The organism is Pseudarthrobacter sp. RHLT1-30-1 (assembly GCF_059383415.1).
On sequence record NZ_JBWZCG010000013.1, the window covers coordinates 96,195 to 119,111 of the forward strand.

Here is a 22,917-nt window from a genome sequence, read left to right on the forward strand (position 1 = left end):
CGGCCCTCCGGCGCAATCGTTAGGGCTGATTCAGGAGTGCGCGGCGAGGAGTGAGCTGGCTTCCTGGCGGGTGGTGCCGGAGCTTTCGATGTGGGCGAGCTGGGGCGGGATTTCGCGGCCTTTCTTGCGCATGGCGGTGGCCCAGAGCCGGCCGGCGCGGTAGGAGGAGCGCACGAGCGGTCCGGACATGACGCCGAGGAAGCCGATTTCGTTGGCCTCGTGCTGGAGGTCCACGAATTCCTGCGGCTTGACCCAGCGGTCCACCGGGAGGTGCCGTTCGGAGGGGCGCAGGTACTGGGTGATGGTGATCAGGTCACAGCCTGCCTCGTGCAGGTCGCGGAGGGCTTCGGAGATTTCCTCGCGGGTTTCGCCCATGCCCAGGATCAGGTTGGACTTGGTGACCATGCCGAGGTTCCGTCCCTGGGTGATGACGTCCAGGGAGCGGTCGTAGCGGAACGCCGGGCGGATGCGCTTGAAGATCCGCGGGACGGTCTCGACGTTGTGCGCGAAGACCTCGGGGGCGGAGGCGCAGATCGCCTCGATGTGCTCGGGTTTGCCGGAGAAGTCCGGGATCAGCAGCTCGACGCCGGTGCCGGGGTTCAGTTCGTGGATCTTGCGGACCGTTTCGGCGTACAGCCAGACGCCTTCATCGGCGAGGTCATCGCGGGCCACGCCGGTCACGGTGGCGTAGCGCAGCGCCATGGCCTGGACCGAGCGGGCGACCTTGGTGGGTTCGAAGACGTCCACGGGGGAGGGTTTGCCGGTGTCGATCTGGCAGAAGTCACAGCGCCGGGTGCACTCGGAGCCGCCGATCAGGAACGTGGCTTCCTTGTCTTCCCAGCATTCGAAGATGTTCGGGCAGCCGGCCTCTTCACACACCGTGTGGAGGCCTTCCTTTTTGACGAGCTTCTTGAGCTGGACGAACTCCGGGCCCATCTGGACCTTGGCCTTGATCCACTCCGGTTTGCGTTCCACCGGGGTGGCCGCGTTGCGCTGCTCGATCCGCAGCATTTTCCGGCCTTCTGGTGCCAGGGTCACAGTAGAGCTCCTTCATGGGTTGCAACTAGCGCTTCTTCATTGTTGCGCAGTTCTTCGATGATCCGGGACACGAGATCGGCCGGAATAACATCCCTGCCCGTCTCCTGGGAAATCGTGGTGGTTCCGGCGTCGGAAATGCCGCAGGCGATGATCTGGGCGTATGGCGCAAGGTCGTTGTTGCAGTTAATCGCGAAGCCATGCATCGTGACGCCTTCATGGACGCGGATGCCGATCGCGGCGATTTTCCGCGCGGGCCCCTTCCGGTCCTGTTCGATCCACACCCCGGCGCGGCCCTTGATCCGGACAGCGGCGATGCCGTAGTCGGCCAGCACAGCGATGATCACGGCTTCGAGCCGCTCCACGTAGTCGCGGATACCGGCAGGGTTTTTCAGCTTGATGATCGGGTAGCCCACCAGCTGTCCGGGACCGTGCCAGGTGAGCTTGCCGCCGCGGTCGACGGCGACCACCGGGGTGCCGTCAAAGGGACGCTCATGGTCCTCGGTGCGTTTACCCGCCGTATAGACGGCGGCGTGTTCGAGCAACAGGACCGTGCTGGGGGCGGTTCCGGCGAGGACCCGCTCATGGAGTTCACGCTGGATGTCCCAGCCGCGGGTGTAGTCAATGAAATCCGGGGCGAGACCCAGCTGGGAGAACTCAAGAGTCATGGCATCCAGCTTAGACCCCGACTGTCTCAGCCGCTGATTCTGTGGGCAATCTCACCGCCCTGTGGATAACTTCTGCGGGATTCCGAGGGATCCGGTATTCCTTGGGTATGGACGATTACGAAGGGGCCGCCGTTGCGGCGCCGGAGGTCCCCGGTTACGACGTCGGCCGGTGCCTGGGGCGCGGTGGCAGCGCCTCCGTCTGGCTGGTGACGGAACAGTCCACAGGCCGGGAGTACGCACTGAAATCCTTCGGCACGGGCAGCGGGACCGACCGGGGCGACACGGAAGAGACGGTCCGGCGCGAGGTGAGGATCCTGTCCGCCCTGCAGCACGAGCACCTCGTACGAGCCCTCGCAGTGCTGCGTCTGCGCGGCAGCCGCGCTGACGGTTCCGGCTTCGGGGGCGGCGGCGAGGGCAACCGTGACGGCCGCAGGGACGGAGAACACGGTTCCTTGGGCGGAACCCTCGGGTTGGTGATGGATTACGCGGCAGGCGGGTCGTTGGGGCAGTTGGTGACCGGGCGGGGAAACCTCGGGCCGGGGGAGACGGTGACAGTACTGACGCCCATCGCGCAGGCCCTGGCATACCTTCACAGCCAGGGCTTCACTCACGGCGACGTCTCACCGGGCAATGTGTTGTTCACCGCGCACGGGAAACCGCTGCTGGCCGACCTCGGCGTCGCCCGAATGGTGGCGGACGCCAAAGCGGTGGACGAGGCGGGCACCCAGGGCTTTCGTGACCCGGCACCGGTGGACGCCGTCCGGGCCGGACTGCAACCGGAACGCGACGTCTATTCGCTCGCGGCGCTGGGCTGGTTCTGCCTGACAGGGCGCGCCCCCGAGCCGGGTGCGCAGCGGCCGCCGCTTCCCCTGCTGGTTCCTGGAGTTCCTCCGGCACTGACCGCAGCGCTGGAAGCTGGACTGCACGAGGACCGCAGGCTTCGGCCCTCGGCCGCCGAGTTGGGCGCCGCTGTTCATCGCAGCGCGGTGGCCGCGCCGGTGGACCTCTCGGTCTCGGTCCACCCCACGGTCATTCCGCAACTGCTGACCCGGCGGGCCCTTCCCGTGACGCCACGCGCGCGGCGGGCCGAACAGCTCCGGTCCCTCCAACGCCGATTCACCAGGCCCCGGGGTGCCCGGCCTATTCCTCCGGCTGTATCTCCCGGGCCCGGCCATTCAGCAGGGTCGGCCGGACACCCCGTCGAACACCCATCCGGGCACGCGGGCGGGCGGCATGCCGCCCGCCCGACCACTTCAGAGGCTGGTCCTGCCCGTCCGGAGAATGTTGCCCGGCCGGAGCCGGGAACCCGGCTGGAAGGCGGGGACGGCAGGGGCAACCGGGCAGCCGCGGTGGCGCTGGCGCTCAGCGGTGTGCTCGTGACCGCTTGGGCTTTCGCCGGTGCCCCGGTGCCGGCCTCCTTCCCGACCTTTCCCGGGGGCAACGAAGCGTCCGCCCGTGGACCTGCGCCCGCAGCCACGACGCCGACCGCTGCTGCCGCGTCAATTCCGCCGGAAGTGGAGATCCAGCTCGCCTCGCCGGACCCTGCGGAAGCGGTATTCGGGCTGGCCCGGCTGCGTTCCCTGGCATTCAGCACAGGGAACTTCGGACTGTTGGAGCAGGTCAACGTCCCGGCGTCTTCCGCGGCCGACGCGGACGGCCGAATCAGCGCCGGACTTAGGGTGTCCGGCCGGTTCCTGTCCGGGTTCTCCATCGTCCTGACCCATGTCGCCGCCACTCGGGACAGCGGGAGCCTGCTGGCAGTGGTGGAGGTCAGCGCGGGTACCTCCGCCTACCAGGAACGCGACGCCGCCGGAGTGGTCCGGGCGGACGCCGCCGCCGTGCCGGAACAGCGGCTGCGGCTCGTGCTGTTGCCAGTGGAGGGGCGCTGGCGGATTCAGGACATCCTCCCGGCCGGCGACGCTGCCGGAGACCCCGTTGGCCGTCAGGACCCGGATGCCTCTGGCGGTTAGGGTCCAGCCTGCAGGTCTTCCAGCGATGCTAAACCCGCGTGGCGTCACATTGCTGGGCTCACCTCGTCTCAAGGCCGGCGATCTGCAATCAGACGTGGCGGGCGAGGAAGTGTTCGAGGATGGATTCGGCGCGGGGCTCGTAGTAGACCGGGTTGTCGGTGTCTGCAGGGGTGAATGAGTGGCTGGCCGTGAGCAGGTGCCAGTCCGGGAAGGGGTCCTCGGGCATTTCCGGGTTCCGTTCCGGGAAAGGATCCGGAGGTAGTTCCTGTTCCTGTTCTGGATCCGGGGGAAGGCCGCACCCCAGGTCAATGTCCGGGTCCATGTCAGGATCCGGCGGCAGGGCGGAGTCCAGGTAAATGTCTGGGCCGGGGTCCGTGTCCGAGGGCATGGCTGCGCCTATGTCGGGGGCTTTGTCTCTGTCCGGGTCCGGGTACATGCCACCGGCTGCATCGATGTCCGCGTCAGGGTTCGGGTCCGCGTACGTGGCGAGGAGGCCGGGTGGCCAGTGGGGTGGTTCCCAGTCCTGTTGTTCGCTGGCGTAGTACCTTCCGGTCGGGGAGGTCCAGCCGGGCGGGGCGTCTTTGCTGGCCCCGGCCGGTGTCCAGGCGGAGCTGTGTTTCAGGCCGTGGTGTTTGCGGCAGGGACCGCCGAGGTTGGTGATCCCGGTGGTGCCTCCGTCGGCCCAGGCCAGGAGGTGGTCCGCGTCGTTGTCCAGGAAGGGTTGTTGCAGCCCGGGAACGGGCACTTTCCGTCGCGGAGCCGGAGCCAGTGCCGGATCGCCTTGGTGAGGCGGTAGCTGGTGCGGCCGATTTCCAGTGGGGCCCCGTCCCGCGGGTCGACCAGGACCCGGTAGAAGGAGTCGGCGCCGTCGGCGATCAGGCGGCGGGCCATCGAGGGCGGGATCGGCCCGTACCCGTCCAGCATCGCCGGTTCCTCGGTAGCGCCCAGCAGGGACATCACCGGGACGGTGATCAGGACCTGCGCCCGCGGCGACGGCACACCGCCGCATGTCCCGGTGCCGCAGCAGGATCCGCAGGTTCCGCCGCCGTCAACGCTACCGCCGCACGTTCCGCCGCAACCGGGGCCGGTGGTGAGGAGCCAGGTCGCGGCGATGTCGGCGCGGAGCTGGGTCAGGGTGCGCCCCTCGGCCGGGCCCTGCAGCGCCCGGGCCGCCGCGGTGCTCCGGTCCCAGATCCCCGCCGCGGTGTCGGCCGGCAGATACGCGGAGAACCAGGCCATCCCGTCGGTGTCCGGGCGGAATTCGACCCGCCGGTCCGCGACGCTCTTGGCGTGGCGTTTTTCGATGCTCTCCGCGTGGTGGCGTTCCCGCCAGGTCCGGGCCTTGACCCGGAGCCGGCCCGGGACGAGTTCCCCGGCCGGGCAGCCCCGTGCCGGGTCCGGTGCGGCCGGGTCCAGGAAGTGCGCCTCCAGCGCCGCCGCTCCCGCCGGGTCCAAGTTCGTGGTTTCGTCCACCAGGACCCTCGCGTGCGCCCAGGAAATTGTCCCCGCCCTCAGCGCCGCGAGCGTCAGCGGCAGCCTCTCCGTCAGCGCCTGACACTGGAAAAGGAACCCGTCGGCGGCCGCTTCACTCACGGTCAGCAGGCACGCGATCTCCGCCCGCACCGCCATCTCCTCCGCCGCGTTGTCCCGCAGCGACGCCGCCGGGGGCGCCAGCGCCTGCGTGCCCTTCACGATGTCCGCGGCCAGCTGCACCTTCAGCGCCGCCAACGGGCCGTCCACCGCAACCACCAGCGCCAGAGCGTCCAGGGAACCATCCACCCGGTCCCGCATCGGATCATCCCGCAACGGATCAGGGCCGCCAATGCCGGATGATCCAGCGCGGTCAGCGCCGGCGCCGGCGGCGAAGCCCGGGAAGGCAAACAGCGCCGCCGTCGCCGCCCCGACCGCCGCCAGGGCCTCCCTGCTCTCCACACTCAAGGCCGAGATATCCATGGACCAAGTACATCAAGGACCTACGACACTTTTCACGCACCGGCCACGGGCAGCGCAACGGGCCCCGGCCGGCGACACGGCACGGACGGCCCAAGCCCCCCGAAAGCCCACCAGCGCCACAAACGACGCCTCGGCGGCCGCCAGCGCCGCCCTGCCCTCCGCAACCCAGCCCGCACTTTCCATAAACCAAAACTGTCGGGAGTCTACGGCACTTCGACGAACCCGGCAGGGCCGCAGCCCCCGAGGCAGCACGACGCCGGCATCGGCCAACGCCCGGAGACAAAGCAGTCGTCAAAAGAGGCCGGGCAAGCCAGCGGGCCACGCCCAAGCGGTGCGGGGATGCTCAGTCCTTTGGGCCGCCTCCGGCCACCCAGGCGGCAGCCTGGGCGAGGGACGGGTGCTGCCATTCAAAGCCCGCTTCGCTAAGCACCGCCGGCTCCATCCGCTGGCTGGAAAGCAGCAGCTCATCCGCGAGCTTGCCCATCACCAGCCGCAGCACCGGCGCGGGGACCCGCAACACCGCGGGCCGGTGCAGGGCTTTGGCCAGCTGCGCAATCAGCGCATTCACATCCGCGATCTCCGGGGCGCAAACGTTCACCGGCCCGGACAGCGGGCTGCCGAGCAGGAATTTGAAGGCGCCGGCGACATCGGGAAGCGTGATCCAGGGCCAGCACTGCCGGCCGTTGCCCAGCGGTCCGCCTATGCCCAGGCGCAATAACGGCATCAGCCGTCCCAGAGCCCCGCCGGAGCGGCTCAGGACGACGCCGGTCCGGGGAGTAACCACTCGGACGCCGGCCGGAGCTTCGTGCGCCGCCGCTTCCCAGTCGGCGCAGATGCCGGCCAACACCCCGCTGCCGGCCGGAGCGTTCTCCCGGAGCACGGCCAGTCCGGCGTCGCCGTAATAATTGGATCCCGACTGGCTCAGGAACACCGCCGGCGGCGTGTCCAGCCGGCCCATGGCCGCCGTGATCGTCCGGGTGGCCCCCAGCCGCGAGGTGCGGAGTTCGTTGATGCGGGAGCGGGTCCATGGCCGGTCTCCGATGCCTGCGCCGGAGAGGTTAATGACGGCGTCCGCACCTTTCAGCGCCAGATCATCGATGCTCCCTGCCGCGGGGTCCCACTGGAACTCCGACGGTGCGGCGGGCGGCCGCCGGACCAGCGCGCCGACGTCGTGTCCGGCGTCGCGCAGGGAGCGGGAAATGGCGGTTCCGATCAGCCCGGAGGCTCCGGCAACTATGATTCGCATGATCCATCTCACCATGCCCGGCTCAGCGGGGATACCTCCCGGGCGGGACGGCTGGTCTTGACTATGATCGAACGATGACTTCTTCGAGTTACTTCCGTTTCCCGCACCTGCACGGCGATCTGGTCACTTTCGTGGCTGAGGACGACGTCTGGATTGCGCCCCTCGACGGCGGCCGCGCCTGGCGCGTCTCCTCACTGCAGCTGCCCGCCCGCAATCCCCGCTTCACGCCGGACGGCAAGCGGCTGGTGTGGACCGTGGTCCAGGGAACGGCCCCGGAAGTTGTCACCGCGGAAGTCGACGGCGGCGGCTACCGCCAGCTGAGCTACTTCGGCCACTCCACCACGAAGGTCAAGGGCTTCACCCCCGACGGCGAGGTACTGGTCACGAGCGCGTTCCGGCAGGCTGACAGCCGCCACACCCACGCCTACAGCCTGCCGGTCACCGGCGGCTGGGCCAGTGAACTCCCGCTCGGACCGGTGGAATCCGTTGCGTTCGGACCGGTGGTCGGCGACGAACGCCCCGTGGTCCTGGCCAGTGTCCTCTCCCGCGAACCCGCCTGGTGGAAGCGCTACCGGGGCGGAGCGGCCGGCAAGCTCTGGATCGACGCCGACGGTAACGGTGAATTCGAACGGCTCGCCGCCGAGCTGGACGGCAACCTGACGGATCCGATGTGGGTCGACGGCCGGATCGCCTTCCTGTCGGACCACGAGGGTTACGGCAACCTCTACTCGGTGCTGCCCAATGGCACCGGGCTGCGCCGCCACACCGACCATGAGGACTTCTACGTCCGGCACGCCGCAACCGACGGCAAGCGCATCATTTTCGAATCGGCCGGTGAGCTGTGGCTCCTGTCAGACCTCGGCTCGGATGCCGTGAAACTGTCGATTTCGCTGGGATCAGCGTCGCAGGGCCGCCGCGCGACGCCGCTAAAGCCGTCCAAGCACCTCGGCGATGTCGTGCCGGACCGCACCGGCGACTCCAGCGCGGTGGAAGCTCACGGCACGCTGCATTGGCTGCGGCACAAGGACGGCCCCTCGCGGGTTCTTGAAGCGACGCCCGGTGTCCGAGCCCGCCTGCCGCGGCCTTTCGGGGAGGGCCGGATCGCCTACGTTGCCGACCACGACGGCGTTGAAGCCCTATATCTGAAGGCGATCGCCGGTCCCGTGGACGTCGGACACCAGGACTCCGGGCAGGCTGGCCAGCCAGCGGCCTCCGGACGGACGTCCGCTGCGGCGCCTCAGACTGCGGCCACGCCGCAGCAGGAGTCCGACGCCGCCACGCCGCTGCCCAGCCCCGTCCCGGCCGCTGCCCACGCCCGGTCGGGCGCCGTCGCTGCGGTCCCCGCAACGACGCCGGACCGCGCGGGCGGCAACACCGCAAAGACGGCCGACGCCGCCCGCACGGCCGACTCCGCCAATGTCGTGAGCCCTGCCAACGCCGCCAGCACGGCCGACGCCGCCAACCCTGCCAACCCCGCCAACCCCGCCAGCACGGCCGACGCCGCCAACCCTGCCAACCCCGCCAGCACGGCCGACGCAGCGGACACCGCAGGCCCGGCGGACGCGGTGGTGCCGGCACAGCCGGGAAAGTCCGTTCATCTGGTCAGGATCGACTTCCCCAAGCCGACCCGGGCCAGCGCCATCGAGGCCAGCCCGGACGGCAACTGGCTCGCCGTCGGCTCCGCCTTCGGTGACATCTACCTGGCGGACACCCGCACCGGAACCCTGACCCTGGTGACCAGCATCGGCGAAGGCAGCATCGAAGGTTTCAGCTGGTCCCCGGACTCGGCCTGGCTGGGCTGGACCGAGCCCGTCACTTCCTTCGGGTCCCGCAGCCGGCTGCGCATCACCGAGGTCACCGGCCCCGACGCCGGCCCCGATGCGGTCGATGCGGCAGCGGACGGGACACGCGCGATCATCGACGTCACGGACGGACGCTTCCGCGACGAGTCGCCGTCGTTCACCCCCGATGGCAAGTTCCTGGCGTTCCTGTCCAACCGCAGCTTCGATCCGGTATACGACGGTCACTCCTTCGACCTGTCCTTCCCGAGCCCGATCAAGCCCTACCTCGTGGCCCTCGCCGCGGACACACCCTCGCCGTTCGGCCCGAGCGTTGACCTGCTGGAAGCTCCCGGGGCCGGATCGGTCGCGGACAGCGCGGCCGACGGCGCCGGCCAGGACCAGATTTCGGCGGTCCGGGTCGACGCCGAGGGCCTGGCGCACCGTGTCATCAGCGTGCCGGTGCCGCAGGGCAACTATTCCGGCCTCACGGCAACTGCCGGGGCGCTGCTCTGGCTCGACCACGAACTCTTCGGGGTGACCGGGGAGGGCCGCGCCAGCCTCGAGGACAAAAACGCGGCCCCCTGCCTCGTCCGATTCGACCTGGCCCGGCGCAAGAGCACCACCATCGTGGACGCCCTGGACAGCTACCGGCTCTCCGGCGACGGCGAAAAGGTCATCGTGCTGCAGGACAAGCAGATCCGGGTCTCGCCGGCCGGCGCCAAGGCTGACGAGGAGTCCGGCCAGCTGGTCAAGGTCGACCTCAGCCGCATCCGCGTGCAGCTCGATCCGCTCAGCGTGTGGGGCCAGGCCTTTGATGAAGCCTGGCGGCTCCAGCGCGACTTCTTCTGGACCGAAGACATGGCAGGGCAGGACTGGGACTCGGTGCACGCCCGCTTCCGCCCGATCGTGGACCGGCTCGGCTCGCACGACGACCTCGTGGACCTGCTCTGGGAACTCCACGGTGAACTGGGCACCTCGCACGCCTATGTCCGTCCGTTCGCCGTCACCGAAAACGGCAGCAACGGCCAGGGCCGGCTGGGCGCGGATCTGGCCTTCACCGGGGAGGGCTGGGAGATCACCCGGATCCTCGCCGGGGAATCCTCCGACCCGCTTGCCACGTCGCCGCTGACCCGCCCCGGCGCTGACGCCAAGACGGGCGACGTGCTGCTGGCGATCGACGGCGTCGAGCTCACTGAGGCGCGCACTCCCGCGATGCAGCTGGTCGGCGCGGCCGGACGCGCCGTGGAGCTGACGCTGCGCAACGGGGCCGGGCACGGAAGCCAGGCCGGCAAGCAGCGCCGCGTCGCTGTGGTCCCGGTAAAGGACGAGGAGCGGCTGCGCTACCAGGAATGGGTGACCGCCAACCGCCGGACTGTCCGGCAGGCCTCGCAGGGAACGTTCGGCTACCTGCACATTCCCGACATGATGGCCCACGGCTGGGCCCAGCTGCACCGCGACCTCGACACCGAAACGGCCCTCGACGGGCTGATCGTCGATGTCCGCCGCAACCGGGGCGGGCACACCTCCCAGCTCGTCGCGGAACTCATCGGCCGCAAGGTCACCGGCTGGAGCATGCCCCGCGGGGAACGGCCCCGCACGTACCCACACCACGCGCCGCGCGGACCCGTCATCATCCTGACCGACGAATTCGCCGGGTCCGACGGCGACATCATCACCCAGGTCTCCAAACTGCGGGGGATCGGGCCGGTCATCGGCACCCGGACCTGGGGCGGCGTCGTCGGCATCGACAACCGTTTCGCGCTGGCCGACGGGACCGGCGTGACCCAGCCGCGCTACGCCACCTGGTTCTCCGGCGGAGTGGGCTGGGGCGTCGAGAACTTCGGTGTCGCCCCGGACATCGAGGTGACTTTCCCGCCGCACGCCTACGCCGCCGGCACCGACCCGCAGCTGGAATACGGCATCGGCGCGCTCAAGGAAATGATCCAGGAGCTGCCCACCGACCGGCCGCCACTGCGCGAGGGCTACCGCCAGGTCCGGCCCGCCCCGTTGCCGGCCCGCCAGCCGGGCAGCTAAACGGCGCCGGTCAGGCGGCGGCGGGGCGGCCTGCCAGCAAGTCTCAGTTAGCCAGCCAGGCCTCCGCCCGCCCGGCGCATCCGCTTAAACCGAAGGCCCCCGTTCCCTGACCAGCAGGGAACGGGGGCCTTCGCTTTACCGCGTGAAGGGCTAGGCGGCCAGGGTGGCGTCGAGGGTGATCTTGATGCCGGTGAGGGCGGCGGAAACGGGGCAACCGACCTTGGCTTCCTCGGCGATGCGCTGGAATTCCTCTTCGGTGATCCCGGGAATCCGCGCGCTGACCGTCAGGTGGCTGTCCGAGATGCCGGTGCCGGGAACGAAGGTGACATCGGCTTTGGTGTTGACTTCTTCGGGGGTGTGGCCTGCCTGGGCGAGGGCGTGGCTGAACGCCATGGAGAAACAGGCCGAGTGTGCCGCGGCAATGAGCTCCTCGGGGCTGGTCTTGCCCTCGGAGGCTTCCGTACGGGCCTTCCAGGTGACGTCGAAGTTGCCCAGCCCGGAGCTGTCCAGCGTGGTGTTGCCGGCGCCGGTCATCAGGTCGCCATTCCAAACAGTGTGTGCGGTGCGTGTTGCGGCCATGTCCACTCCTCAAGATCGTTGAATCCCACAGATCCGGAGATCCGCCGGATCATGTCGCTTCCCATCCTAGGGATTTGGCGCTGCCGCCGCACCGGTGTCCGCTGTCAGAGGATTGTGTTTCGTGCCGGACGACGGCGGCGGCGCACCCCCGTGGGGAGTGCGCCGCCACCGTCGGGCTGCTGGGGGGCCTACTGCCAGAGGGTCGCGATGGCCACGTTCAGCAGGGCGAGGCCGCCAACGCTGTGCGCGAGGCCCTTACTGACGTCCTCGCCTTTCTTGTACTTGCGCCGGCCGATGAACGCCAGGACACCGACGACCAGGGCAACGGCGAGCTTGACGCCGAGCTTGGCGTAATCCGGATCGGCGAACCTGGGAATCGTCCGCCCCAGCACCGGGATCAGTCCCATCAGGGCGATGCCGGTGAGAAGCTGCAGCATCGCGCCGTCGAACTGGCGCGGGTGGATGGTGGGCTTCTTCATCTGGCCAATCCAGATACCGACGATCATGGCGGCGCCGACAATGTGCAGGAAAACCACGATGTTATAGACAATTTGCATGGCCCCAGTCTAGCCAGAAGGTTCTACGCAGCGTAGTAAGACCCGCCAGTGCTTACGAGGAAGCCCAGCCGGGCACAAAAACGGCGACGGCGGCACGGGCTCCGGTGGTTTCCCACCGGTGTCCGCACCGCCGTCGCCGTCGGTGTTTCCGGTCCTCTAAAGGCTAGAGCCCGAGGTCGGCTTCGAAGGCGCCGTCTTCAAGGCGTGCCTTCAGCGTCTGCAGGAAGCGTCCCGCGTCGGCGCCGTCGACCAGTCGGTGATCGTAGGTCAGGGAGAGGTACATCATCGAGCGGATGGCCAGCGAGTCATCGCCGTTTTCGTCGGCGACCACAACGGCACGCTTGACGATCGCGCCGGTGCCCAGGATGGCAACCTGCGGCTGGTTGATGATCGGGGTGTCGAACAGGGCGCCCACGGAACCGATGTTGGTGATGCTGAAGGTTCCGCCGGAGAGCTCGTCCGGTCCGATCTTGCCGTTGCGGGTGCGGTCCGCGACGTCGGCGATCTTGCCGGCCAGACCGGCCAGGTTCAGGTTGCCGGCGTCGGTGATGACCGGAACCAGCAGGCCCTTGTCCGTGTCCACCGCAATCGCCAGGTGCTCGGCGTTGTGGTAGGTGATCTCCTGCTTGTCCTCGTCGTAGGAGGCGTTGACCTTCGGGTGCTGCTTCAGGGCCTCGGCGACAGCCTTGGCGATGAAGGGCAGGAAGGTCAGTTTGGAGCCGTTCTGGGCCAGGAACGAGTTCTTGGCCTTGGCGCGCAGCTTGGCGACCTTGGTCATGTCCACCTCGTGCACCTGGGTCAGCTGGGTGGAGATGTCCAGCGACTCGCGCATCCGGCGGGCGATGACCTGGCGGATCCGCGGAGCCTTCTGCACGGTGCCGCGCAGCGAGGACAGGTCAGCTGCCGGACGCGCGGCCGGAGCGGCAGAGGGTGTGGGTGCCGCGGGAGCCGGGGCTGCCTTGGCTTCCGCTGCTGCGAGCACGTCCTGCTTGCGGATGCGGCCACCGACGCCGGTGCCGCTCAGCGAGGAGATGTCCACGCCCTGCTGATTGGCCAGCTTGCGGACCAGCGGAGTGACGTAGCCGGACTCGGCGGCCGCGGCAGCTGAAGCTGAAGCTGCCGGGGCTGCGGGAGCCGGTGCGGCTTCCTTGGCCGGTGCAGCGGGGGCCTCCTGCTTGGGTGCCTCCTGCTTGGGTGCCTCCTGCTTGGGAGCCTCCTGCGTGGGGGCTGCGGCAGCGGCAGGGGCTGCAGCTTCCTTCGGAGCCTCCGGGGCCGGGGCCGCAGCGGGGGCGGCGGCGCCGGAACCGATCACGGCGAGGACGGAGCCGACCTCGGCCGTTTCATCCTCGGCGACGCGGATTTCCTGCAGGACGCCGGCAACCGGGGACGGGATTTCGGTGTCGACCTTGTCGGTGGAAACCTCGAGCAGCGGCTCGTCGACCTCGACGGTGTCGCCAATGCTCTTGAGCCAGCGCGTGACGGTGCCTTCGGTGACGCTCTCGCCCAGGGCGGGGAGGGTGACCTCGTGGCCTTCGCCGGCGGGAGCGGCTTCGGCGGGAGCGGGGGCGGCGGGCGCCTCAGCTTCCGGGGCCGGAGCCTCGGCGGCCGACGGCGCTTCGGCGGCGGGTGCTTCCGCTTCCGGCGCCGGTGCTTCCTCGGCCGGCGCTTCGGCGGCGGGGGCGTCGGCGGTGCCGGCGGAACCCGAGCCGTCGCCGATGCGCACCAGGGGCGCGCCAACTTCAGCAGTCTCGTCTTCGGCGACGAGGATTTCCTCGATCACGCCGGCGATCGGAGAGGGGATTTCGGTGTCTACTTTGTCGGTGGAAACCTCGAGCAGCGGCTCGTCCACCTCTACCCGGTCACCTACCTGCTTGAGCCAGCGGGTGACGGTTCCTTCGGTGACACTCTCACCGAGGGCGGGCAAGTTAACGGATTCAGACATGTCGTCCCCGTTCTCCTTATTGATCTTTAGTGCGGATGATTGCTGCCTTGGTCGAGCTTAGTGCACCCGGCACTTGGGGCCGGGTGCACTAAGCTCTGTGGTCTTGCGGTGCTGCGGGGGGAGCCTGCTAGCCGTGCAGGGCTTTGCCGGCCAGAGCCAGGTGCGCCTCGCCCAGGGATTCGTTCTGGGTCGGGTGTGCGTGGACCAGCTGGGCCACGTCCTCCGGGTAGGCTTCCCAGTTCACGATCAGCTGGGCTTCGCCGACCTGCTCGCCCATGCGGGCGCCGATCATGTGAACGCCGATTACGGGGCCGTCCTTCTGGCGGACCAGCTTGACCAGGCCGCTGGTGCCCAGGATGGAGCTCTTGCCGTTGCCGGCGAGGTTGTATTCCTGGGTCTGGATCTGGTCGTCACCGAACTTCGCCTTGGCGGCCTTCTCGGAGTAACCCACCGTGGCGATTTCGGGCTCGGAGTAGGTGACCTTGGGGATGTTGATGTCTTCGACGACGACGGGCTTGAGGCCGGCGATCTCTTCGGCGACGAAGATGCCCTGCTGGTAGCCGCGGTGCGCCAACTGGACGCCGGGAACGATGTCGCCCACGGCGTAGACGTTGCCGACACCGGTGTGCAGGCGCTCGTTGGTGATGACGAAGCCGCGGTCGATAGTGAGACCGGCGTCTTCGTAGCCGAGGTTCGCGGTGACCGGGCCGCGGCCGACGGCGACGAGCATCAGGTCTGCTTCGAAGGTCTTGCCGTCCACCAGGGTGACCTTGACGCCGTCGTCGTTCTGCTCAACGCCCTGGAAGAAGGTGCCGGTGGAGAACTTGATGCCGCGCTTCTTGAAGGCGCGCTCGAAGGCCTTGACGATCGTGGCGTCCTCGTTCGGTACCAGCGAGGGCAGGCCCTCGATGATGGTGACGTCGACTCCGAAGGACTTCCAGACGGAGGCGAACTCGACGCCGATCACGCCGCCGCCGAGGATGATGGCGCTCTTGGGGATGAAATCCATGGTGAGGGCTTCGTCGGAGGTGATGACCTTGCCGCCGATTTCCAGGCCCGGCAGCGAGCGGGAGTAGGAGCCGGTCGCGAGGACAATGTTCTTGCCCTTGTACGCGGTGCCGTTCACGACGACGGTGTCGGTGCCCTGGAGCTTGCCCTCGCCCTCGATGACGGTAATGCCCTTTTTGCCCTTGATCAGGCCCTGCAGGCCCTTGAACTTGCCGGCGATGATGCCGTCTTTGTAGGCGTTGACAGCGCTGATGTCGATGCTGTCCAGGGTGACGTTGACGCCGTACTTCGCCGAGTCACGGGCGTGGTCGGCCAGTTCCGCGGAGTGCAGCAGGGCCTTGGTGGGGATACAGCCGTTGTGCAGGCAGGTGCCGCCGAGCTTGCCCTTTTCGATCAGGCCAACGGTGAGGCCCAGCTGGACGGCACGCAGGGCAGTTGCGTAGCCGCCACTGCCGCCGCCGAGTACCAGGATGTCGAATTCTTGCGCAGTTGCCTGATCGGCCACTAAAACGCTCCCTCGCGTGAACGATGACACGAGAGTACGCATCATCTGGTCTTGGAACTTCCTTGCCGTGATTATGCCAGCAGGAACGTTCCCTTTCATTTGGAACTACCGCAGTTCACCTTAGCGAACCACTAATACATGCTCCACCCTGCCATAGCCTTTGTGGAGCCCTTGTGTCCAGAGTCACGCGGCCCGGGACGGGGGACCAGCCCCGGTCCCGGGCCGCGTGAACGCCAGGCAGCCGGGGTCAGGCGGTTTTGGCGAGGATGTCCTCGACATAGGCCACGAGCGTGCGCACGGTGCAGCCGGTGCCCTGCTTGTGGTTGTAGCCGTACGGGCTGCCGTTGTTGAACGACGGGCCGGCGATGTCGATGTGGGCCCAGGGGATCTGTTCGCCGTCCTTGCCCTTGCCGACGAATTCGCGCAGGAAGACGGCTGCCGTCATCATGCCGCCGTGGCGTTCGCCGATGTTGGCGATGTCCGCGACCTGCGAGTCGAGGCTGGGGCGCAGCTCGTCGGGCAGCGGCATCGGCCAGACCAGCTCGCCGGCGCGGTCCGCGGCGGCCTTGAGCGGGCCGGTGACGGAGTCGGAGCCCATGATGCCGGCGGTGCGGTCCCCGAGCGCGATCAGCTGCGCGCCGGTGAGGGTGGCGACGTCGATGATGGCGTCCGGGAACTCCTGGCTTGCCGCGACGATGCCGTCCGCCATGACGAGCCGGCCCTCGGCGTCGGTGTTGAGGACCTCGACGGTTTTGCCGCCGAAAATGGTCAGCACGTCGGCCGGGCGCTGGGCGGCGCCGGAGGGCATGTTCTCGGCGATGCAGAGCCAGGCGGTCGCCTTGACGGGAAGGCCGAGCCCGGCGATGGCCAAGACAGTGTTAAGGACGACGGCGGCGCCCGCCATGTCGGACTTCATGTCGCCCATACCCAGGTGCGGCTTCAGCGAGATCCCGCCGGTGTCGAAGGTGATGCCCTTGCCCACGAGCGCGATCTTGGCGGTGGCCCTGGCGGGGGAGTATTCGACCTTGACCAGGCGCGGCTGCCGGGTGGAACCCTTGCCGACGCCGAGGATTCCGCCGAAGCCATCCTTTTCCAGGCGCTTCTCGTCCCAGACGGTCACCTTGACGGGCAGGCCCTTGGACAGTTCCTTCGCCGCCTCCGCGAAGGATTCGGGGTAAAGGTGGCTTGGCGGCTGGTTGACCAGCGAGCGGGTCGCGTTGACGGCCTTGCCGATCAGGGCGGCGCGCTCCAGGACCGGCTTGAGGGCCTTGTCGGCGGCAAAATCGGTGACGATCAGAACGTTTTTCACCGGATCCTTCAGGCCGTCCAGGGAGGAGCGGTATTCGGTGAAGGAGTAGGCGCCCATCGCCGCGCCCTCGGCGACGGCCGCGACGTCGCCCAGTGACGACGTCGGGAGGGCCAGGGCGACGGTGCCGGTGCCGGCAAGCTGGCGGACCGCCGAGCCGGCGGCGCGGCGGAGGGTCTCTTCGGTGAGCGGCTGCGATGCCGGGATCTTTCCGACGCCGGCCAGGACGAGGACTTTTGCGCCGGCTTCGGCCAGGCCGGGGAGGCGGTGCGCCTGGTCGGCGGCGCCGGTGATGCCAAGAACACTCAGTGATTCCGCCAGCGCTTCGGCGGCCTTGGCCGTCAGGGGGTTGCTGAGCAGGACGGGACCGTCCGCGCCCTGGCCCACGCCGATGACGAGGGCATCGCTGGGGGACCTCTTCAGGTCTCCGGCGACTGCACTAAGTTTGACTTCAGTATTCTTGACCACGAGGGAAGTCCTCATTTCTTTGAGATTTTCAGCAGGAACTGCATGTTCGGCGCCCTGCCATGGAACCTGGGCCACAGTCGGAATGAGACGTAGCCCGGGCGTCTTCAAGCCGTCATAAGGCCAGCTCCGATCGTAGTCTCTCCCCGGCGCGGGTGTTCAATTGAATGAGAGCTGGGCCACACCCCGGGCAGGAATGCGCCCGCCCTCCGGCGTGTTGTACCCGGTAGCAAGGCCGCAGCCCCGCAGGGCCCGTCCGGCCGCCCCCATGACTACACCGAAAGGAACATGCCGTGATTGAACGGATTTCCGGCTCCTTGCTGGACCCCGAATCGCTTTACCTGCGTGATGACGCGCTGTTCCACAGCCCCGAGCTGCGCGGACTGAACCTCGTCATGGGATTCACCGGATTCGCCGATGCAGGCCACGTCGTCCGGCAGATCACCGCCGAAATGCTGGACACCCTCGACTCCGAGATGGTGGCCGAGTTCGACGCCGACCAGCTGATCGACTACCGCTCACGCCGCCCGCAGATCAGCTTCGTCGAGGACCACCTGCAGGATTACCAGGCGCCCCGTCTGGCGTTGTACCGGCTGGTCGACGGGCTCGGCAGCCCGTTCCTGCTGCTGGCCGGGTTCGAGCCCGACCTGCAATGGGAGCGGTTCGCCCGCGCCGTCGTAGGGATCGTCGAGGAGCTGGACGTCAACCTTGTGACCTGGATCCATTCGATCCCGATGCCGGTGCCGCACACCCGGCCGGTCGGCGTCACCGTGCACGGCAACCGGCCGGACCTCATCGAGGGCATTTCGGTCTGGAAGCCCACGGTCGAGGTGCCTGCCGCCGTCGGACACATCCTCGAACTGCGGCTCACGGAAGCCGGGCGCAATGTCGCCGGCTATGTCATGCACGTGCCGCACTACCTGGCCGACGCCGAATACCCGACGGCCGCCGTCGCCGGCCTCGAGTACCTCGGGGCGGCCACTTCGTTGATGCTGCCCACCGACCGGCTTCGCGAAGCCGGCCGGGAAGTCGGGCGCCAGATCGCGGAGCAGATTGACGCTTCGGAAGAGGTGCAGCAGGTCGTTTCACGGCTCGAGACCCGCTACGACGAGAACGCCGAGGGCACCGTCCGCCGCTCGTTGCTGGCCGACGAGAACGACCAGCTTCCCAACGCGGACGCCCTGGGCGCCGCGGTGGAAGCCTACCTCCGCACAGAACCCCGGGAATAAGTAGTATTTGTCCGTCCGCTGGCATAATGGGCGGGTGACCTCCCCCCGCGCCTGGCTGATCTGGATCATCGGGATCTTCGCGTACCTCGTGGCGGTCAGCCAGCGGACGTCGTTCGGCGTGGTCGGGATCGAAGCCACGGAACGCTTCCATGCCAGCGCCGCCGAGATTTCCTTCTTCACCGTGCTGCAGCTGCTCGTCTACGCGGCCCTGCAGATTCCGGTCGGCATCCTCGTGGACCGCTTCGGCTCCCGGGCGATGATCGCCGGCGGGGCACTGCTGATGGGACTGGGCCAGCTCCAGCTCGCGTTCGCCGACACCATCCCCGGCGGCGTGCTGGGCCGGGTGCTGGTGGGGGCCGGCGACGCGATGACCTTTATCGCCGTGATCCGGCTGATCCCGCTCTGGTTCGCCCCCGCCCGCGTCCCGCTGCTCACCCAGCTGACCGGAATGTCCGGCCAGCTGGGCCAGCTCATCAGCGTCGTGCCGTTCGCCATGATCCTGCACCTCGCCGGCTGGACCCCCGCCTTCCTCACGCTGGCGGCCCTGTCCGCCCTTGCCCTGGTTCTTGTGCTGGTCCTGCTGCAGGACCGCCCACCCGGGCACCCGGCGCCCGGACCGTCCCCGGGGCTGCGCGCCACCGGGGTCACGCTGGCCCAGGCCTGGCGCCAGCCCGGAACCAGGCTGGGACTGTGGAGCCACTTCACCGTGCAGTTCAGCGGCACCGTCTTCGCCATGACGTGGGGCTACCCGTTCCTGATTTCCGCCCAGGGCCTGGAGACCGCCACGGTTTCGGCGCTGATGACGCTGTACGTGGCCACGGCGATCGCTTCCGGGCCGCTGATGGGCAGCTTCGTCGCCCGGCATCCGCTGCGGCGTTCCACCATGGTGCTGCTGATCGCAGCCGCCACCGCCTCGGCCTGGGCGGCAGTTCTGCTGATCCCCGGCCGTTCCCCGCTGTGGCTGCTGGCCGGGCTCGTGGTGGTGCTCGCCATCGGCGGCCCCGGATCCATGATCGGCTTCGACTTCGCCCGTACCTTTAACCCGGCCCACCGGATCGGCACTGCCACCGGCATCGTGAACGTTGGCGGGTTTATCGCCTCGCTCATCGCCATCTACCTGATCGGCCTGGTCCTGGATGTCCTGTATGCCACCGGGTTTTCCCAGGGCGTGCTCTACGGGCTGGATCCGTTCCGGATCGCCCTGAGTGTGCAGCTCCTGCTGCTGGCCGGAGGAGCGGGCGCCATCATGGTCATCCGCCGGAAGGTTCGGAAGCAGATGGCTGCCCAGGGCGTTGTGGTGCCTCCGCTGCTGACGACGCTTGCCGAACGGCGGCGGCTCAGCGCGGAGCGGCGCCGCACACCCTGACCCGGACATCGCTGTCCCTGACCCGGACATCGCTGGACGGTGCCCGGTGGGTGCGTCCCAGTGCCCGGTGGGTGCATCCCTGTGCCCCGTGGGTGCGTCCCCGGCGATGGTGTGACCGGCGGGGTTGCTGCCCTGCCGGGTTGCTGAACGGGGCTCTGGCGCGGGGCCGCCGGCCGGGGTTATCCACATAGCCGGGACCGGCCCTGACACGGGCCCGCACGGGCCGCCAAGCTTGCTTCATGACAGCCCCCGAACATCTGAGAATCACCGGCCCGGAAGACATCCTCGGGTTCATCCCACATTCCCTGGGGTACTGGCCGGCCCACAGTCTCGTGGCCATGACCCTGCAGGGCAAACGGCTCGGAGCCACGCTCAGGGTCGACCTCCCCGGCGAAGGCAGCAATACGGACCGTCCCGGCTCCGCCGGATTCCCCGACTTTGCCCAGTCCATTGCGACCTACCTGGAGGCCGACGAGGACGCGGACGGCTCGCTGCTTGCCCTGTTCACCGAAATTGACGGGGACAGCACGCCCTGGGCGGAGCTCTTGTCCGAGCTGGAAGACGCGCTCGCGGAGGCCGGGATGCCGGTGCGGGACGTCTGGCTCGTGGGGGCCGAGTACTGGCGCAACGCCTATTGCGTCGACCCGTCGTGCTGCGCACCGCCGGGGCGGCCGATCGAGGAAATCAGGAACAGCAGGCTCAACGCTGAAATGGTCTTCCGCGGCAGCACCATCGGAGCGGCCCCGGGAACGACACCGCTTACGCCGCCGGGGGCCACGGCTCCAGAAGTTCTGGAGGCCGAGCGTGACTGGGCCGAGCTGTTCACCTCGCGCAGGTGCGACAGGAACCAGTTTGGCCAGGTCCTGGACGTCTGGGCCCGGGTCCTGCACGCCCCCACGCCCGAGCAGAAATTGCCGGCGGCACTGACTGGGTATCTGCGGGCATCCCTGTGTGTGCCATCCTGGCGCGACGCGGTCCTTGTGATGGCGGCGGCCGGGGCGAAGGCAGCGGAGCGGGGAGCCGAGGACTTCGGCGTCTTCGACGGACAGACACCGCGGGCGCCCTGGTCCGGTCCGGTGCCCGGCTACGCGACGCAGCGGAGGCCTCTGGCGCCACTGCCTCCGCTGGAAGGGTTCCCGCCCTTGTCCCCGCGGCCGGCGCCCGGCTATGGCCCGGAGGGCAACAGCGGCCGCGCCGGCGATGGCCCGCCTCCAGACGTGCCCGGCTACGGCGAGGTCCTTCTGGGGCTGGCACCCCCGCTGCCGGACTGGACCTCGTTGGCACATCTGGAGTGGGTACTGGAACAGCTGGGTGCCGGCGGCGAGGCAGCAGCCGCCGCGCTGACCGGGCGGGGCTGGATTGAGTGGTGCCGCGGCAAGGGATCCTTCGCACATGCACTCTTCAACCGCGCCGGCGAGGAGCGACCGGGCTACCGGCTGGCCGAGCTGCTCGGAGAGCTGGTCCGCCGCGGGACGCTCTGCGGCTGGGCCGGCAGAAGGGAGGCTGCCTGGCAACGGTTCGAGCCCGACGTGGCCTGATAGCGCCGCTGACGCCGGCCCGGCGCGTCACCGCAGGGGTAGGACGCAGCGCCGGGGCGCGGCACCGGCGGCCCGAGATAGCCGCCGGTGCCGCGGTTCGATGCCGATACCGAAAACCGTGAGACAATGGTTGCCGAGACCCGGTTGGGTCCGTGTATTAAGTGCTCGTAGTGGACCTTGGAAACAGGGAACATTTCGCTCACCCCAGGAGTTCTACTTAGTGGCTCTGCTGGTCGTGATTGCACCTGATGTGAAACACGGACTTGACAGGGTCATAGTGGTGTTGCCCGTATGGTGATTCCACAGACCGCCGCTAGAAAGGTTTTCTGTGACCCCGTCTTCCGCGAAGAAGGAACCCGCCGACCAGGCCGTATTGTCCCCCGAGGAGAAGAAAGCGGCGACGAGCGCCAAGCGTGCTGCCACGCGTGCAGCCAACAAGGCTGTCAAAGATGCAGCCTTGGCCGAGGGTGGCGACACCGCATCGGCGGCCGGCAAGCCCGAGCCCAAGAAGCGTGGGCCCAAGCCCGGCGCCAAGGCCGCGGCAGCTGCCGGCAAAGCCGCCAACGGCGACGACGACAACGACGAGGACGTCGAGGTTGACCTCGACGATGTAGTCGCCGTCGAGATCGGCGAAGACGGCGAGGAGATCCCCAAGGCCGCCGCCGCCCCCACCGGCTCCGGCTTCGTCTACTCCGACGCCGACGATGACGACGCCCCCGTCCAGCAGGTGATGTCCGCCGGCGCCACCGCAGACCCCGTCAAGGACTACCTGAAGCAGATCGGCAAGGTCGCACTGCTGAATGCCGAGCAGGAAGTCGACCTCGCCCTCCGCATCGAGGCTGGCCTCTTTGCCGAGGAAAAGATCAACGCCGACGACGGATCCATGGACCCGAAGCTCAAGCGTGAGCTCGAATTCGTCATCCACGACGGCAAGCGTGCCAAAAACCACCTGCTGGAGGCCAACCTCCGCCTCGTGGTCTCCCTCGCGAAGCGCTACACCGGGCGCGGCATGCTCTTCCTGGACCTGATCCAGGAGGGAAACCTGGGCCTGATCCGTGCAGTCGAGAAGTTCGACTACACCAAGGGCTTCAAGTTCTCCACCTACGCCACCTGGTGGATCCGCCAGGCCATCACCCGGGCCATGGCTGACCAGGCCCGCACCATCCGCATCCCGGTGCACATGGTGGAAGTCATCAACAAGCTGGCCCGCGTGCAGCGCCAGATGCTCCAGGACCTCGGCCGCGAACCCACCCCGGAAGAGCTGGCCCTCGAACTGGACATGACGCCGGAAAAGGTTGTCGAGGTCCAGAAGTACGGCCGCGAGCCGATCTCCCTGCACACCCCGCTGGGCGAGGACGGCGACTCCGAATTCGGTGACCTCATTGAGGACTCCGAGGCCGTGGTTCCGGCCGACGCGGTGAGCTTCACCCTGCTGCAGGAGCAGCTGCACTCGGTGCTGGACACCCTGTCCGAGCGCGAAGCCGGAGTCGTCGCGATGCGTTTCGGCCTGACCGACGGGCAGCCGAAGACGTTAGACGAAATCGGCAAGGTCTACGGCGTCACGCGTGAGCGGATCCGCCAGATCGAATCCAAGACCATGTCCAAGCTGCGGCACCCGTCGCGGTCCCAGGTCCTGCGCGACTATCTGGACTAAACGCCGCACCAACCAACGCGGGGGTAACTCCAGTCCACTCCTCCGGGGGGGGTGGGACCGGAAGGAACCCGTATTTGTCAT

Annotated in this window: 16 protein-coding genes; 6 read left to right on the forward strand and 10 right to left on the reverse strand. The window is 68.4% G+C overall.

The genetic code is table 11. The annotated features are described in order from the left end of the window. Positions 1–30: 30 nt before the first annotated feature. Both lipA and lipB read right to left on the reverse strand, forming a co-directional pair. Entirely contained in the window at positions 31–1,038 is a 1,008-nt protein-coding gene (gene lipA, locus AC50YM_RS11430) for a lipoyl synthase (RefSeq protein ID WP_494957063.1), read from the reverse strand. Further along, positions 1,035–1,733 (reverse strand): lipoyl(octanoyl) transferase LipB, encoded by a 699-nt coding sequence (lipB, locus tag AC50YM_RS11435; protein ID WP_494957083.1) that lies wholly within the window; start codon positions 1,731–1,733, stop codon positions 1,035–1,037. Before lipB ends, lipA begins: the two co-directional genes overlap by 4 nt. Positions 1,734–1,810: 77 nt before the next feature. Here lipB and AC50YM_RS11440 point away from each other — a divergent pair, with 77 nt between their 5' ends. Further along, a complete protein-coding gene (locus AC50YM_RS11440) occupies positions 1,811–3,673 on the forward strand; it encodes a serine/threonine-protein kinase (RefSeq protein ID WP_494957064.1) in 1,863 nt (620 codons plus the stop codon). An 88-nt stretch (positions 3,674–3,761) separates the two neighbouring features. Here AC50YM_RS11440 and AC50YM_RS11445 read toward each other — a convergent pair whose 3' ends face one another. From AC50YM_RS11445 to AC50YM_RS11455, 3 genes are all read right to left on the reverse strand, one after another. Then, positions 3,762–4,061, reverse strand: coding sequence for a hypothetical protein (locus AC50YM_RS11445; RefSeq protein WP_494957065.1), 300 nt, complete (start codon positions 4,059–4,061; stop codon positions 3,762–3,764). Positions 4,062–4,291: 230 nt separating this feature from the next. Beyond that, on the reverse strand, positions 4,292–5,626 hold the full coding sequence (locus tag AC50YM_RS11450; RefSeq protein ID WP_494957066.1) for a DUF222 domain-containing protein: 1,335 nt from the start codon (positions 5,624–5,626) through the stop codon (positions 4,292–4,294). A gap of 343 nt (positions 5,627–5,969) precedes the next feature. Beyond that, positions 5,970–6,872 (reverse strand): TIGR01777 family oxidoreductase, encoded by a 903-nt coding sequence (locus AC50YM_RS11455; protein WP_494957067.1) that lies wholly within the window; start codon positions 6,870–6,872, stop codon positions 5,970–5,972. Between the two features lie 74 nt (positions 6,873–6,946). On the opposite strand from AC50YM_RS11455, the gene AC50YM_RS11460 reads away from it, so the two are divergent. After that, complete coding sequence (locus AC50YM_RS11460) at positions 6,947–10,687, forward strand: S41 family peptidase (RefSeq protein ID WP_494957068.1); 3,741 nt, start codon at positions 6,947–6,949, stop codon at positions 10,685–10,687. A gap of 150 nt (positions 10,688–10,837) precedes the next feature. Here AC50YM_RS11460 and AC50YM_RS11465 read toward each other — a convergent pair whose 3' ends face one another. From AC50YM_RS11465 to AC50YM_RS11485, 5 genes are all read right to left on the reverse strand, one after another. Further along, on the reverse strand, positions 10,838–11,266 hold the full coding sequence (locus AC50YM_RS11465; protein WP_494957069.1) for an OsmC family protein: 429 nt from the start codon (positions 11,264–11,266) through the stop codon (positions 10,838–10,840). A gap of 188 nt (positions 11,267–11,454) precedes the next feature. Then, positions 11,455–11,823, reverse strand: coding sequence for a hypothetical protein (locus AC50YM_RS11470; protein ID WP_494957070.1), 369 nt, complete (start codon positions 11,821–11,823; stop codon positions 11,455–11,457). A gap of 163 nt (positions 11,824–11,986) precedes the next feature. Further along, positions 11,987–13,765 (reverse strand): 2-oxoglutarate dehydrogenase, E2 component, dihydrolipoamide succinyltransferase, encoded by a 1,779-nt coding sequence (gene sucB, locus AC50YM_RS11475; protein ID WP_494957071.1) that lies wholly within the window; start codon positions 13,763–13,765, stop codon positions 11,987–11,989. Positions 13,766–13,892: 127 nt separating this feature from the next. Further along, positions 13,893–15,278: a dihydrolipoyl dehydrogenase gene (gene lpdA / locus AC50YM_RS11480; protein WP_494957072.1), complete on the reverse strand. Its 1,386-nt coding sequence runs from the start codon at positions 15,276–15,278 to the stop codon at positions 13,893–13,895. Positions 15,279–15,525: 247 nt separating this feature from the next. Continuing rightward, entirely contained in the window at positions 15,526–17,052 is a 1,527-nt protein-coding gene (locus tag AC50YM_RS11485; RefSeq protein ID WP_494957073.1) for a leucyl aminopeptidase, read from the reverse strand. 290 nt (positions 17,053–17,342) lie between these two features. Between AC50YM_RS11485 and AC50YM_RS11490 the strand changes: the two genes are divergently transcribed. The 4 genes from AC50YM_RS11490 (at position 17,343) to AC50YM_RS11505 (ending at position 22,836) form a co-directional block, all read left to right on the forward strand. Then, a complete protein-coding gene (locus AC50YM_RS11490; protein ID WP_494957074.1) occupies positions 17,343–18,278 on the forward strand; it encodes a proteasome assembly chaperone family protein in 936 nt (311 codons plus the stop codon). A gap of 34 nt (positions 18,279–18,312) precedes the next feature. Further along, positions 18,313–19,644: an MFS transporter gene (locus AC50YM_RS11495; RefSeq protein WP_494957075.1), complete on the forward strand. Its 1,332-nt coding sequence runs from the start codon at positions 18,313–18,315 to the stop codon at positions 19,642–19,644. A 239-nt stretch (positions 19,645–19,883) separates the two neighbouring features. Further along, complete coding sequence (locus AC50YM_RS11500; RefSeq protein ID WP_494957076.1) at positions 19,884–21,182, forward strand: DUF4192 family protein; 1,299 nt, start codon at positions 19,884–19,886, stop codon at positions 21,180–21,182. Between the two features lie 328 nt (positions 21,183–21,510). Beyond that, on the forward strand, positions 21,511–22,836 hold the full coding sequence (locus tag AC50YM_RS11505) for an RNA polymerase sigma factor (protein ID WP_494957077.1): 1,326 nt from the start codon (positions 21,511–21,513) through the stop codon (positions 22,834–22,836). Positions 22,837–22,917: the final 81 nt, after the last annotated feature.

Bases quoted from the DNA above. Each gene is read 5' to 3' on its own strand.
- AC50YM_RS11440 (WP_494957064.1), top strand. From the start codon at position 1,811: ATGGACGATTACGAAGGGGCCGCCGTTGCGGCGCCGGAGGTCCCCGGT.
- AC50YM_RS11445 (WP_494957065.1), bottom strand. From the start codon at position 4,061: ATGCCCTCGGACACGGACCCCGGCCCAGACATTTACCTGGACTCCGCC.
- AC50YM_RS11450 (WP_494957066.1), bottom strand. From the start codon at position 5,626: ATGGATATCTCGGCCTTGAGTGTGGAGAGCAGGGAGGCCCTGGCGGCG.
- AC50YM_RS11455 (WP_494957067.1), bottom strand. From the start codon at position 6,872: ATGCGAATCATAGTTGCCGGAGCCTCCGGGCTGATCGGAACCGCCATT.
- AC50YM_RS11460 (WP_494957068.1), top strand. From the start codon at position 6,947: ATGACTTCTTCGAGTTACTTCCGTTTCCCGCACCTGCACGGCGATCTG.
- AC50YM_RS11465 (WP_494957069.1), bottom strand. From the start codon at position 11,266: ATGGCCGCAACACGCACCGCACACACTGTTTGGAATGGCGACCTGATG.
- AC50YM_RS11470 (WP_494957070.1), bottom strand. From the start codon at position 11,823: ATGCAAATTGTCTATAACATCGTGGTTTTCCTGCACATTGTCGGCGCC.
- sucB (WP_494957071.1), bottom strand. From the start codon at position 13,765: ATGTCTGAATCCGTTAACTTGCCCGCCCTCGGTGAGAGTGTCACCGAA.
- AC50YM_RS11500 (WP_494957076.1), top strand. From the start codon at position 19,884: ATGACAGCCCCCGAACATCTGAGAATCACCGGCCCGGAAGACATCCTC.